A 13,878-nucleotide genomic window follows, 5' to 3' on the forward strand; every position below is an offset into this window, starting at 1 on the left:
TTACTCCCCTTTGCCGCCAGCGGCTTTATTAGCTGCCTGAGCGGGGGCCGGGTTCTTTGCGGCAACGTTGGTCGCTTCGCTGGCTTTGACTTCCACGCCAGGCTTGACGTATTGCAGACCTTCGGTGATCAACCGATCGCCGGCCTTCAGACCGTCTTCGACCAGCCATTGATTGCCGACGGTACGGCTGGCCTTGAGCTGGCGCAGTTCGACCTTGTTGTCGGGGCCGACGACCAGCGCGGTCGGGCTGCCTTTGAGGTCGCGGGTCACGCCCTGTTGCGGCGCCAGAATCGCCGCACTGTTCACGCCGGCCTGCAATTGGGCGTGCACGAACATGCCCGGCAGCAGCGTATGGTCAGGGTTGGGGAACACGGCGCGAAGGGTCACGGAACCGGTGGTCTGGTCAACCGAGACTTCGGAGAATTCCAGCTTGCCGTCCAGCTTGTACTGGCTGCCGTCCTCAAGGGTCAGCTTGACCTTGGCGGCATTGTCGCCAGCCTTTTGCAGGCGACCGCTTTCCAGTTCGCGGCGCAGTTCAAGCAGTTCGACCGAGGATTGCGTCACATCGACGTAGATCGGGTCCAGTTGCTGAATCACGGCCATGGCTTCGACTTGGCCGTTGCTGACCAGCGCGCCCTCGGTCACCGACGAACGACCGATACGGCCGGTCAACGGCGCGTAAACCTTGGTGTAGCGCACATTGATCTGGGCGCTTTGCAGCGCGGCTTCCGATTGCAGGCGGTTGGCCACGGCGGTGTCGTATTCCTGACGGCTTACGGCCTGCTCATCAACCAGTTGCCTGTAGCGGTCGGAGATCGATTTGGTCGAACGCAGGTTGGCTTCGGCGCTTTTGAGCGTCGCTTCATAGACCGACGGATCGATCTGGTACAGCTGCTGGCCGGCTTTGACATCGCCGCCTTCCTTGAACAGGCGCTTGAGAATGATGCCGTTGACCTGTGGACGGACTTCAGCGATGCGGAACGCACTGGTGCGCCCCGGCAAGTCCGAGGTGAGCGTAAACGTTTGCGTTTGCAGGGTAACGACGCCGACCTGAGGCGGTGGTGCAGCCGGGGCTGCCTCTTCCTTTTTACATCCGCTGAGCAATGATGCCAGGGCGATGGCGGCGACCAGAGCGGTAACAGCTGGCTTGAATTGCATGAAAATCCTCGGGTCAGGCGCGCAAGACACGCACAAGAAAAGATGGAAGGTTAAAAATGGATGCCGGGTGGATAAGTAGCTTGCTAAGGAATATACTTACGTTCATGGTTGTTTGTAAATACCTTGGCACTGTACCCGCACCGTTACAGACGCCGTTTAAAGGTTCGAATTGTTGGCCCGGGGACGATACCCAAGAGCGCTCGCCCTACTTTTATTCAGCTGATCGTCAAACATCGCTGAAGCATCCTGATTGAGGTTGTACTGCCATGGTCCGTCGTACCAAAGAGGAAGCTCAAGAAACGCGCAGCCAGATACTCGAAGCGGCCGAAAAAGCCTTTTTTGAAAGGGGCGTGGCGCGCACGACGCTGGCCGACATCGCGACCCTGGCCGGCGTCACGCGCGGGGCCATCTATTGGCATTTCAGCAACAAGGCGGACCTGGTTCAGGCCATGCTGGATACCTTGCATGAGCCACTGGACGAAATGGCCAAGGCCAGCGAGAACGAGGACGAACCTGATCCACTGGGCTGCATGCGCAATTTGTTGATTCATTTGTTTCATCAGATTGCCATGGACCCGAAAACCCGACGCATCAATGAGATTCTTTTTCATAAGTGCGAATTCACCGATGAAATGTGCGACCTGCGTCAGCAACGCGTGTCCGCCAGCCTCGACTGCAATGTGCGGATCAGCGTGGCGCTGAGAAATGCCGTGAATCGTGGGCAGTTGCCGGAAAACCTCGACACCGCCCGGGCGGCCATCAGTTTGCACGCCTATATCGATGGCATCCTGTACCAGTGGCTATTGGCCCCCGACAGCTTCGAACTGCACACCGAAGCCGAACGCTGGGTCGATACAGGGTTGGACATGCTGCGCCTGAGCCCCAGCCTGCGTAATTGAAACAAAATGCTTAATCGGTTCCGCGTGTGTCAACCATTGAAGCTACAGATGAACAGTTCTTCACCCGCTTTGCACTAATGGGGTGCTTTTATATACGTCCGTCCGCCCGGAAGACAGGTCGTCAGCGACGTAATTTGTAGGAATTTTGTGTCGATTCTGTGGGCGGTATGAGCACTTGGCATAAATCCAAAGCAAAACACCGCACTTTGTAAGAGCAAGCTTGCTCGCGATGGCGGTGGGTCAATCGACCGAAAATTGAATGTGATCGCCGACCTCAGACTGTCGTTCAGCTAATGGCTAATTGCACGGACTTGCCCACCCATTTGCATTCGACCTGACCAGTCATTTGCATCGGATTTGACCAGCACGATGCGTGGATATGAGCGGCAGAGATCGACCGATTCTGTTGAAAAAGTCGGCCATGGTTTGCGCATCAAAAAAGTACGTGCCCGAGATTGAAATCTTTACTTTTGGCAGAGGCTTCCGGACTCGGATTTCACGTAGCAGCGTGCAAACAAGGCGTTTTCACCAGTCAATGATCAGGCCGTTTGGGCAGACCGACTTTTTCAACAGAATCGACCCATAGGAGACGTTCATACCAGGGATGACAGATCCGTCTCCGCCGGGTGATTGCCATTGAATCTAAGCGTCAGATTCTTTTTCCGCCAGCCTGATGGCTGTAGTCATATGCGGTACAGCGTAGGTCTTGTACCAATGATTCATTCCTGCAATAGCTTTCTGAGCGGGTGCCGTGTCGGCTGCTCCAATCAATTCCGCACAAGCCTGCGCCATTGAGACAAGAATGCGGGCTGCTTCGGGAACGTAGGGAAGGTCATTTCCAGCTTCATGACGCTCACGAATGATCTGGTAGCGAACGTTTTCCGGGAGCGTCCAGGCACTGATTAAAAACTCCTGAACGGAGTAATCTACGCCTTTGATTTCTACGGTCGCGGAGCGATGTTCTTCATTGAATCCTGCCGTTTCGATTTGCTCACAGCTATCGATGACAGTGTTCATCATTTCTCGAATTTGTTGCCAATCAGTTTTCATTCGAACTCCTTTTCAATGTTGTCTTTCAGCAGGATACGTTGAGTGTGTTTCAGTGGACAGGTGAAAGGCAGCTTCTGGCCGATTCTGTTGAAAAAGTCGGCCATGGTTTCCACGGCAGAAAAGTACGCGTCCGAGATTGAAATCTTTACTTTGAGCAGAGGATTCCGTACTCAGATTTCGCGTAGTTGCGCGCAAAAAAGGCATTTTCAGCAGTCAATACGTGGACAGTCTGGAAGGACCGACTTTTTCAACACAATCGGCCGATTGCAGTCTGTCGCGAAGGGCTCGATTTGACTCACAGCGGACAGATCGACCCAATCTCGGGCCGATCTCTCGATGCCGATTAGAAACACCAGTTCTCAGCGTGAACGACACGACAGAATGGGCCCGCCAGGGTCGCATTGTGATGAACAACGATATTTTCGGCCTTCAAAGCAGGGGTGTCGGTGCAGGTATGACCATCGGCGATCAGTACTGCATCGAACCCAAGATCTCGTGCGGCGCGGCAAGTGCTGTCGACACAATACTGGGTCTTCATTCCAGCAATAACCACGCCTTGAGATCCACAAGCTTTTAGCCGATCGGCCAAGTCAGTCATGGCGAAAGCGTTGGGTCGGCTTCTTTCGAAGATCATTTCGTCGCCTTGTAGCAGCAGTTCCTGCACCAATTGCGTCAACGGGCTTCCAGGTTCGATAGGCGAGCCAGGCGGACCTACGTGGCGAGCAAGAAAAATTGGCGCGCCTGCCCTGCGGGCATCGCTCAACAGGCTATTCAAAGTGTTTAGCAGCGCTTCGCCAGCCCATGGTTTATCCGGGCCATGAAACAATCCAACCTGCATATCGAGAATCAACAGTGCATACATAGTGCTTTTCCTTGCGTTTGGACCAGCGACACAAGGGCAAAAGAAAAGGCCCTATCCATCGCTGGCGGGCCTTTGAAGTTCGTGCGTTATTGGCTCACGACACCTCTCACGACCCGCCTCGGGCGGTCGTGGTAGTGGTGGTTGAGGCAATGCGTGGCTGATTCATAGAGCTGACAGTATCTGCATGGGTACCTGGTTGGCAAGTGAGCACTACGAGCGTGAAGACTGATTCAAGTATCGATCATTGAGGTCCGCTTTTGGCCGTTCTCTGCCAATGATGGTTACAACGCGTGCTGGTCAAATCCGATGCAATCGCTGGCCAGAACCAATGCAAGTGACTGCTCAGGTCGCATGCAAACGGGTAGTCAAGGGGTGCGCAATTTCGCAGCTGAAAAAGCCGCGTTCTTACGCGGCTTTATTACGCCCATGAGACGTCCCTATTGCGTTTCGTCCATGCGCTCACGATCAGCCTCTCGATCCAGTACCTTCGCCACATCATCGATCACCGCTTTGCTCATCGCAGTCAGGTAATGGGCGGCCCAGGCGTGGCGGTCGGTGTCCTTGGCGTAGGCGGCGTCGACGGCGAGCTCCTTGGCGAGGAAGAGCAGATTGGAGGCCTGGGCTAACGCGTCGGCGAGGGGCACGCCGCGGCTGACATGAAACAGCGCCTGGTTTGAGCAGTAGATGAAAGGGGTGAAGCCGATGGTTTTGAGTTCTGAGGGATCGATTGGATTGGTTTTAGCCATGGTGTAACTCCTAAGCTTGAGGAGCCGCCACGTTCGTTTCCAAGCGAATGGGTGGCAGCTGTGCGCAGGTTGGAAAACCGGGAGCAAAGGAAAACCGGCACGTCCGAAGACGTCCCACGCACAGCCGCCATGACACAGAATTGCAGCCGCCATACGACTGCGCTCATGTTGGGCACGTTGTTGCAATTTGCTCGACGGGTTTCCAAGCCCGATCGCTGAATGGGTCAGCGACGTCCGGAGACTATCCCGTCAAACAAAAGCGCAACAAGGCATCAAAGTGCCCAAACGCAAGATTCGGAGTTTGCCTACAAGGTCCTACGGCGTCATCCGATATTGCGGTTTCGTAATTAAACGAAACTAAACGTCAGGCACAAACAAACCGCACGAACTTCACTCTTCGGTGAAGTAGTCCGAATCGAGCTGTTTGATCTCGTAAACCTGCTTCACGTTGCAGCCCAAATTGTTTTCGACCATCAAGCGAGCCAACTCCACGCCATCGATCAGCACCACTTTGATATCCAGGCCGAGCGCCGCTTCACGAGCGCCGGGGGAAAACTCTGAGGTGGTGATGAATACGCCTTTGCGGGCGCGCTGGCGGGTGAGAGCGCCAATGAACTTGTCGATCTCCGGGCGGTGCACCGTGTTGCTCCAGCGTTTGGCTTGCAGGTAAATCACGTCCAGACCGAGCTTGTCTTCCTTGATGATGCCGTCGATGCCACCGTCGTTGGTCTGCTGCGTGGCACGACCGGCCTCCTTGCGGGAACCGCCGTAACCCATGGCAATCATTAGATCGACCACTAATTGCTCGAAGAACGTCGGCGAAGCACCACGTACCTGGGCGAGCAATTCGTCAGCCAGTGACTGGGACAAGGCTTGATGCGCCTGGGCCAGTTGTTCATCCGGGGTGATGTCGCCCACGGGCTCGGCTTGCACCGAAGGCGCATCGTTGTCGGGCCGCGCACCATGAAACGCGCTGAACTCCGGATACCGTTTGAGCCAACCCACGGTGATCCGCTGAGGCCCGGTTTGCAGCGCTTCACGGCCACGCTCGGTGATTTGCACCAGGCCTTTGCTCGGGATGCTCAGCAAACCGGCCTTGTTCAAGTAGGTGCGTGCCCAGCCAATGCGGTTGTTGATGACCGTCTGCTGTCCTGACGGCAGCATTTCATGGCGTTCAAGATCGCTCAGTTGAAACTGCTCGGCGAGCCGCTCACGCAGGGCCTTGAGGCTGATGGGCGTGCCATCGGCAACTTCGGCCAGGACGGGGCGCATGACGGACTGGAAATCGGGAATGGCCATGAACGCTTCCTTTCTTAAATTCAGACCGACGCCTTGCGGCCACGTTTTGCCTTGGGCGCGGCGGCGCGCTGGGCCTTGATGCGTTCCAGCAGCACGCTGGCCGGTTCGTCGTTCGGGTCTTGTGGGACCAGTTCGCCACGGAAAGCTTTGGCCAGGATGCTTTGGGTCAGGTGGTCGATACGGGTTTTGGCCGAGGCGACTTTGGCTTCCAGTTGGTCGGCGAAGGCGAAGAGTTGTTCGACTCGGCGGACGATTTCGGTTTGTTCTTCAGGAGGTGGAATCTGAATCGGTAACGAAAGCAGTGCTCCTTGTGTCAGCTTCGCTCGACCTGTGGTGCCAGTGAGCCACGGGAGTACGTTGTAGTGCATTAGAGCAAAACATAAATAATCACGACTAACTAGATCATGAGCCCGCAGAGCATGAACATGGTTGTTTACCCAGCATTTTCCGGAGTATTTGTATGCGATTGGTTTTTCTCGTCCATAGAATGTTTCATCCTCCGTCACCAGAACTAGGTCATCGTCAAAGATGTACTCGTCGACGCGATCTACTTCACCGTTTGCACCGAAATACGGGTATAGCCCCTCACCATTGCTCCTGAGCTCTTTCTTTACTGGAACTCGCATACTGTCCAAGCACTCAGCAAAGCTGGACACGCTGGCGATGACCCAGCCCTCTGGGGAGACTACATCTCGTTTCTCTAGATCCGGGGCTACCGGTTCTTTGAATTTTAAGTTTGGTTTTTCTCGACGCGCCTTAATTATGCGTTTTAGATAAGCGTCTGCGCTTTCTACAACTACCTCACTTTTTTCGCGCCATTTCTCTGTCAAGCGGCCGGAAACCGACGCGGAAAGGACAGACTTCCGAAAACGTTTGAGCAGGATGGGGATAGCGTCGATGCGTGCTTTGAGGGTATCGACTTGAGCCAGTAGTTCATCGAGTTTTTGGGCGATGCGGGTTTGCTCTGCTGCAGGTGGAACCGGAACGGAGTAGCTTTCAACAAACTGTCTTGGTACGCGGCGCAGTCCTACTGCGCCGGTCATATTTGATGCGCCGTCATGCATGAACCCGCGACTTTTAACTAATGCCAGCAGATATTTTGCTGAGACCTCTTCACTGCTCGGGCGCAGTACAAAAAATTCGCTGCTTCCAGCACCAATACCATTAGGCAGGCCCTCAACAAACGCCGCTTTTCCGTTTTCAAAGCAAGGCGTCACCTTGGCAAAAATCACGTCGCCACTTTTAAAATTTGTGTAGGCCTTCTTGATTTCGCCCCAGTTGCGAGTCTCAAAACGCAGCTTGTCGCGGAAGTTGGTCGGGGCATGGGACATGGGCACAAAACCTGCTGCCAAGTGATCGTCGAAGACCTGCTTGGGGTTTATGTAGGCAAGGTCGTTAATACAGGCAGTTGCCCAACCCTTCGGCAACTCACTCATCCCCAACCTCCTGAGCCACCACCAACCCCATCACCTCAGCCATCAACTGCTTCTGCGCCGCCACTTCGTCCCCAGCCCCCAGCGCCTTCATCAGCTCTTCCAGCTCATGCAACGCTTCGGTCAACTCAGCCATCGCCTCACCTGCCAGCACTTCCGGCGCCGGCAAGTCGTTGGCATCCAGACTGTCCGCATCCTTCAGCCAAGTGATATCCAGCGAATCCCCACGTTGTGCAATGTCATCGCGGGAAAAAACCCGGAACCGACTCAGCTCACCAACGCCCTCAACATTTTCGGCACGTGGGCTATTGCCATTGGCATCCACCCCGTATGCCTCTTCGAAAGGCTTGAGATGGGTAGCACCAAACGGTGTGCGCTTACCAAAACTTGGCATGTTGCTACGCAAGTCATAAACCCAAACACGCTGCGTGCAGCCCTGATCCTGACGCGGGTTTTCGGCCGTGCCTTTCTGGAAAAACAGCACGTTGGTCTTCACGCCTTGGGCGTAAAAGATGCCGGTGGGCAGGCGCAGAATCGTGTGCAGGTTGCACTTGTCCATCAGGTCGCGGCGCACGTCAGTACCGACGCCGGCTTCGAACAGGACGTTATCCGGCAACACCACGGCAGCCCGGCCACCGGGTTTGAGGCCGCGGTAGATGTGCTGCAGGAAGGCCAGTTGTTTGTTGCTGGTCTTGTAGGTCAGGTCGTCACGGGTCGGGCCGCCGCCGCCCTTGGCGGTGCCGAACGGTGGGTTGGAGAGGATCACGTCGACTTTTGGCAGGTTGGCCCCGGTTTGGCCGAGGGCGTTGCCCAGGTGCACCACGCCTTCCTCGTCACCTTCCATGCCGTGCAGCAGGGTGTTCATCAGCGCCAGGCGACGGGTGCCAGGCACCAGTTCCACGCCGACGAAGGCACGGTTGCGCTGGAAGCTGCGTGCCTTTGCATCGAGGTCGTAATGGTCGTCGGTTTGGCTTTTGATGTAGGCATCGGCGGCAATCAGAAAGCCTGCGGTGCCAGCGGCCGGGTCTTGAATAACTTCACCCGGCTGAGGCTTGATGCAGTTGATGATGCTGTCGATCAGCGGGCGCGGGGTGAAGTACTGGCCGGCACCGGATTTGGTTTCGCTGGCGTTCTTTTCCAGCAGGCCTTCATACAGGTCGCCGAGGCCATCGCGGCGGGCGCTGAACCAGTCGATGCCGTCGAGGCTTCTGATCAGTTGCTCCAGGTGGCGCGGCTCTTTCAGGCGCGTCTGGGCATCGGCGTAGATGGCGGCGATCAACGGGTCGGTGTTTTGCCCCAGGTCGAGCAGCATCTGCCGGTAGTGGTTGAGCAGGTTCAGGCCGGACTTGCTGTTCAGGTCTGGCCAACGCGCGCCTTCGGGCAGCTTGTGGCTGAAGTTGTCGTTGTTCTGAACCTGTTCGAATTCCATCTTGATGAACAGCAGCAACACCAGTTCGGTGACGTAGTCGCTGTAATTGATGCCGTCGTCACGGAGGACGTCGCAAAGGTTCCAGAGCTTCTGGACGATGTCGCTGTTGGTCATGGTAGCGCTCTAAACAATGGGGTGGGCGATGACGCTCAGGCAGCTGATGTCGTCATCGGTGGGCGGGGCGGGCACGTGGCCGTCGCGCAAAAACAGTGGTTGGGTCCGGGGGCATAAGCCGGCCCAGAAGCCATCGCTCGCCAGTAACCAGTGTCGGTTCGGGCGGGCAGGCCAAACGTTGATCTCAGGGTTGCTCGGGCGCCGGGCGCTGAAGCAGCGGGTCAGGCAGTGACGCGATGAGTCCAGGGCAATCTGCGCCGGGGTCAGGTCACGCTGCCAATTGGGTGCGCAATGTACAGCACTCAGCCAGTTGATTTCACTGTCCTGATCAATGACGCCCAGGCAGCAGTCACCTTCGTGAATCGAGATTGCTGCATCGGGGAGCAGCTCGCCCAGGCGCAGGCGACAAATGACTTCGTCTTGTGGCGATTGCGTGAAGCCTTTTTGCTTGAGCTGTGTCACCAGTGTTTGCCACTGGGCATAGCCGGTCAGGTGCACCACCAGGTCGACATCGTCGGTGTAGCGCACGTCTTCCCGGGTGAATTCGTCGGTCAGCAATAAGGCGGTGGTGCAACCGCCGACAAAGGCGACCTCTTGGCACAGGTCTTCGCCGAGCGCCTTGGCCACGACTTCGAGCATCTGGATGTTCTGTGTACGGCTCATGGTTGAAGAATCTTCTCGCGCAGCAATTGGTTCGCCAGATTGGCTTCACGGGCGTTACCCAGGCGAACGGCATCGATCAGTGCCAGGTACTCATACAAGCGCGGGTCTTTTTTGACGGCGCCCGGTACGGTCTTGAACAGTGGCGTGATGGACTGCCCCTTGCGAGTGCCGTAGGCGTCAGGCCAGACGTAGATCAAATCGCCACCGCTCATCAACTTGTCCTGTAAAACAGGGGCGGAAAAGCTGGTCGGGATACCGCGGACAATTTCGGCGGGTTTGACCGGGAAGACATAGCGCAAGCCATGCTCGATAAAGCCCAACAGGGCTTTGCTGTTGACCTGGAGGAAATGGGAGCGAGGGTCCAGGCGCAGTAATCCGATCTCCAGGCAGCGTTTCAACGCTGCGCCGACCTCGGTTTTGCTGATACCCAGCGAGGCTTGCAGGGCGCGAACAGAGTAGCTCTCGTGATGGACTGGCGGATCTTGTTCCGAGTCGTCCTCCCAGCCTTGCCAGTCGTCCAGGCGGTCGGTATCGCTGAGCTTGGCCAGTGCTTCAATTTCGCTGTCGAGCTGTTGCTGTGACCGCTGGCGCTGCTCCAGGCAGATCAGTTTGATCAGCAACAGTATGTCTTGACTCTTCATGTGGCCTCAGCTAGCAACTGTCCTCTGTCCTGGGACTGAGGACAGTTAAAGCATTTCTGCTCAATGGCTGTCAACTGGCTCAGCCGACCGCTGGCCACAGGTTGTCGTTCAGGGCTTCCAGCACTTCGTCCAGTTTGCCGCCGAGGTAATCATTCAGGTTCTTGATACCCCCGTCGTTCGAGAAAGCTTCTCTGACTTGCTGCTTATCAATGACCACTTCATGCACCAATTGCTTGGCTAAACGATCCAGCCATTTGCGTTGAACGGGCGTCCACGGTTGAAGCGTATAGATTTTCTGCATGGCGTTCGCCACGCGCTGGTCGAAGGGCAGCAAGGCTTCGCCAATGGCGGCCTGGCGGATATAGCCAATGATGCTGGCGGCGATTTCCTGATTGGTCTGATTACGCCAGGCGCTTTTCAGGCTGACTTCGCTGAAGCCATGTTGATCCAGCAACAAGCGCACATTGCGCAGTTGCTCGCGTGTCAGGTCCTTGGGTCGATTGACCACCACGCCCAGCGCAGTGGATTGGTTGAGTTGGCTGTGGACGAAGTCGTGGAAGCTTTCGAGGTAGTCCTGGGGTTTCTGATAGGCGCCGTAGCTTTGCTCACGCACGAGCAACTCATCGCTGTGGGTGGAAATGATCGGGTAGTTTTCCGAGCCCAGCAACGTGCTGACGGCATTCAATTGGGTCAGCAACTGGCTATGCTCGCGAACGAACTCGGCCGCCTGTCTCGGCCCCAGATCATGCAGGTGTTTGTGCAACTGCGCGGGTTCCACCCCCCAGATGTCCTGCAACTCTTCGAGCTTTTTCTTTAGCGTGGGTTTGGTTTCAGCTTTGTGATCGGCTTTGCGCAGAATCCGCATGATGCGCTGGCTGAGTACATCGAGCACATCGTGGGCGTGGCTGCTGTCCTCCTGGTTGCCGGGCGCGTCATGACTGGCATCGCTGGTGAGTTCGCTGACCAGTTGCTCCAGCGAGACATTGGGGTTTTTCACCAGCGGTTTCATGGTGTCCACGGCTTCGAGGCTGGCGTAGAGGTCGACGGGGTCGTAGATGCGGAAAACCGTTTTGCCAATCTCGTCGCAACGCCTCGTTGCACGGCCTTTCATCTGTTCATAGAGAATGCGTGAGCGCACCCGGCGCATGAACACCAGATTGCAGATGGTCGGCACGTCGATACCGGTGGTCAGCAGATCGACGGTGATGGCGATGCTGGGGAGCGGTTCGTTTTTGTACTTGCGGATCAGTTGTTCAACCTTGTCGCTCTGGCCTGTGATGATTTGCACTGTCGCCTGGTTGTATTGCTCGCCGTAAACAGCTTTAAAGGCGTCGTTTAGCAGGTTTTTCACCCGTTCGGCATGGGCCTGATTGACGCAGAAGACCATGGTCTTTTCTTCGCCGAAGGGGTCCAGCTCATTGGCCAGGGCATCGCAGATGACTTTGTCAAAGGCAGGCGTGATCACGCGGCGGTTGAACGACTCAATGTTGAAGTTGAGTTCGTCCTCGAGCTCGGCGACATCGACTTCCCCAGTCTGGGTATCGATGACACTGACCGATTGTCCCTTGTCAAAGTGGATGCCGTGCTTGCTCAGTTGAGTTTCGTAGCGGATCGGCGGTTCGTGGTCGATCAGCCAGTCATCGGCCACGGCTTCGCGGTAGCTGTAGGTGAAGACCGGCTTACCGAAAATTTCGCTGGTGTGTTTGGCCGGGGTGGCCGTCAGACCAATTTTGCAGGCGTCGAAATAATCCAGCACGCGTCGGTACTGTGAGAGGTACTGATTGTGATCGCGCACCGCCAGTTCGCCCTCGCTCATTTCCTGATCGAGGGTATAACCGCGGTGGGCTTCGTCGACGATGATGCAGTCGAACTCACCCACCGAAGGCGGCGCGTCAGAGCGGAAAATCCGGCTAACCATGGCCTGTACGGTGGCCACCTGGATGCGGGTTTCCGCCTCGGCGGCCATGTCGCCCAACTCTTTGATGTCATAAATCTGGGCGAGGGTGTGGTTCTGCTCGAGGGTGGTGTCGTTGAACGAGTCGATCGCTTGTTGGCCGAGGGCGCTGCGGTCGACCAGAAACAAAATGCGTTTGAAGCGTTCAGTTTTCAGGAAGCGGTACATCAGGCCAATGATGGTGCGGGTTTTACCCGTGCCCGTTGCCATGGCCAGCAGGCAGTCGCGTTGGTTATTGGCCAAGGCTTGTTCGACGGCGTGAATGGCCTTTTCCTGATAGTCGCGCAATTTCAGGTAAGTAAAGCCTTCTTCCTTGAGCTTGGCTTCGGCCTCCTCACGGCTGCGCTTGAGCAGTTCGAGCAAATCATCAGGCTTATGGAAATCTTGCAGCGGTCGGGCGGTGTTGGCCGGGCTGCGCAGATCCCGGAACCAGGTGCCGGATTGCTCGGCCAGTTGCTTGATGAACGGGCGGCCGTTGCAGGCAAAGGCAAAGGGCACCTGGAAATGTTTCCCTTCACCGTCGTTCCAGGCCGTGGCGTGACCGGACAGCAGCCAGGGTTTTAGCTGGTCCTGGGCGAATTTGAATTCGCGTGAATAACGCTCTGCCTGGGGAATGCGGTCGGCAACATTGACGCGTTTACGCTTGGCTTCAACGATGGCCACCGGCGTCAAACCGGCAAACAGGACGTAGTCGGCATCAGCCTTTGGAATGCTGGTGGGCCACTCGGCGATGGCTTTGTTCTTGCCCTTTTCGGGGCGAGCGCCTTTGGCGTACGTCAGGTCGAGGGAGTCTGCTTCCCAGCCTGCATCGACCAACTGTTGATCAATGAGAATTCGGGTGAGGTCTTCGCTCAGGTCGAATTTTTTACTGGCCCGCATGGTGCGGTGCATGACCTGTGAAGAGGCCTGCGGCTGGGTTAGCAGCTGAATTTGCAGGTCTTTGATGCGTTGCTCGTGCTCGATGCGCAACTTCGCCAATTCGGCTTCATGTTGTTTGGCTTGCTGCTGATGGAGGCGCGATTCGGCGTCCATTTGCTCCGCGAGAACGGCGTACTCTTCAGCCTCACGCTTAATCAAGTCAGCCAACTGCTGGTTGTTTTCAAGTTGCTGGCTGGACTCGCTCAACTTGGTTTTCAGCAGCTCAATCTGGTTTTGTAGGTCGCGCAGTGGCGTGCTGGGGTCTTGCGGATTGACAAAGGGGCCGGGGCTGAACTTATCGCCTAGTTTGCCGAATGATTGGTGGTACCAAATGGCCAGGGCACGGGCAACTCTAAGCCCGTCCAATGCTTCACGGTGTTGAGTACGAAATTGGTGAGTGGCTTTATTGCCTTCGGTGCGCAGCGTGTGAAAAAGGTTGCGAATTTTTTGATCGAGCTGGATGTCGCGGCTTAATTTGTAGAGCAGGTCGGACTGTTTGGTATTGGCATCGAACTCAATACCGGCACGGCTGGCCAGGTCTTGAGCCAAAGCCTCGCCCAACTGACGCAACTTGATAAGGGTGGTATTGGGATCGCTGGAAAAGATCTGTTCGGCCGTGGTCGCCAACTGCAGGAATATGGGGTCATGTTCCTGGAGAAAGGAGAAATTACTGTTCGCGGCCATGGTCATTCCTATGCATGCTGATCCCTTA

The 13,878-nt window shown here is 56.2% G+C and carries 11 protein-coding genes; 1 reads left to right on the plus strand and 10 read right to left on the minus strand.

Features of this window, described 5'->3' with window-relative positions; translation table 11 throughout:
* The gene (gene emhA / locus JQF37_RS03715) at window positions 1-1,158 is read right to left on the minus strand and encodes an efflux RND transporter periplasmic adaptor subunit EmhA (protein WP_130210582.1); all 1,158 of its coding nucleotides are present in this window, start codon (window positions 1,156-1,158) and stop codon (window positions 1-3) included.
* Between the two features lie 266 nt (window positions 1,159-1,424).
* Between emhA and emhR the strand changes: the two genes are divergently transcribed.
* Window positions 1,425-2,057, plus strand: a complete 633-nt coding sequence (emhR, locus tag JQF37_RS03720; RefSeq protein WP_130210580.1) for an efflux system transcriptional repressor EmhR — start codon at window positions 1,425-1,427, stop codon at window positions 2,055-2,057.
* A gap of 642 nt (window positions 2,058-2,699) precedes the next feature.
* Here emhR and JQF37_RS03725 read toward each other — a convergent pair.
* The 9 genes from JQF37_RS03725 to hsdR form a co-directional block, all read right to left on the minus strand.
* Complete coding sequence (locus JQF37_RS03725) at window positions 2,700-3,107, minus strand: hypothetical protein (protein ID WP_130210576.1); 408 nt, start codon at window positions 3,105-3,107, stop codon at window positions 2,700-2,702.
* A 343-nt stretch (window positions 3,108-3,450) separates the two neighbouring features.
* Complete coding sequence (locus tag JQF37_RS03730) at window positions 3,451-3,969, minus strand: isochorismatase family protein (RefSeq protein WP_130210574.1); 519 nt, start codon at window positions 3,967-3,969, stop codon at window positions 3,451-3,453.
* A 437-nt stretch (window positions 3,970-4,406) separates the two neighbouring features.
* Window positions 4,407-4,715 carry a DUF3077 domain-containing protein gene (locus JQF37_RS03735; protein ID WP_130210572.1) on the minus strand — a complete coding sequence of 103 codons (309 nt, stop codon included), beginning with the start codon at window positions 4,713-4,715 and terminating at the stop codon, window positions 4,407-4,409.
* Window positions 4,716-5,105: 390 nt separating this feature from the next.
* Window positions 5,106-6,014: a restriction endonuclease gene (locus JQF37_RS03740; RefSeq protein WP_130210570.1), complete on the minus strand. Its 909-nt coding sequence runs from the start codon at window positions 6,012-6,014 to the stop codon at window positions 5,106-5,108.
* 20 nt (window positions 6,015-6,034) lie between these two features.
* On the minus strand, window positions 6,035-7,450 hold the full coding sequence (locus JQF37_RS03745) for a restriction endonuclease subunit S (protein WP_130210568.1): 1,416 nt from the start codon (window positions 7,448-7,450) through the stop codon (window positions 6,035-6,037).
* Window positions 7,443-8,990 carry an N-6 DNA methylase gene (locus JQF37_RS03750; RefSeq protein WP_130210566.1) on the minus strand — a complete coding sequence of 516 codons (1,548 nt, stop codon included), beginning with the start codon at window positions 8,988-8,990 and terminating at the stop codon, window positions 7,443-7,445. Before JQF37_RS03750 ends, JQF37_RS03745 begins: the two co-directional genes overlap by 8 nt.
* A gap of 9 nt (window positions 8,991-8,999) precedes the next feature.
* Window positions 9,000-9,653: a hypothetical protein gene (locus JQF37_RS31280; protein ID WP_130210564.1), complete on the minus strand. Its 654-nt coding sequence runs from the start codon at window positions 9,651-9,653 to the stop codon at window positions 9,000-9,002.
* Complete coding sequence (locus JQF37_RS03760) at window positions 9,650-10,294, minus strand: hypothetical protein (RefSeq protein WP_130210562.1); 645 nt, start codon at window positions 10,292-10,294, stop codon at window positions 9,650-9,652. The genes JQF37_RS31280 and JQF37_RS03760 overlap by 4 nt, the downstream gene beginning before the upstream one ends.
* Before the next feature lie 79 nt (window positions 10,295-10,373).
* Window positions 10,374-13,850 carry a type I restriction-modification system endonuclease gene (gene hsdR, locus JQF37_RS03765; RefSeq protein WP_130210560.1) on the minus strand — a complete coding sequence of 1,159 codons (3,477 nt, stop codon included), beginning with the start codon at window positions 13,848-13,850 and terminating at the stop codon, window positions 10,374-10,376.
* Window positions 13,851-13,878: the final 28 nt, after the last annotated feature.

It is taken from the genome of Pseudomonas sp. MIL9 (assembly GCF_016887925.1).
GTDB lineage: Bacteria > Pseudomonadota > Gammaproteobacteria > Pseudomonadales > Pseudomonadaceae > Aquipseudomonas > Aquipseudomonas mohnii.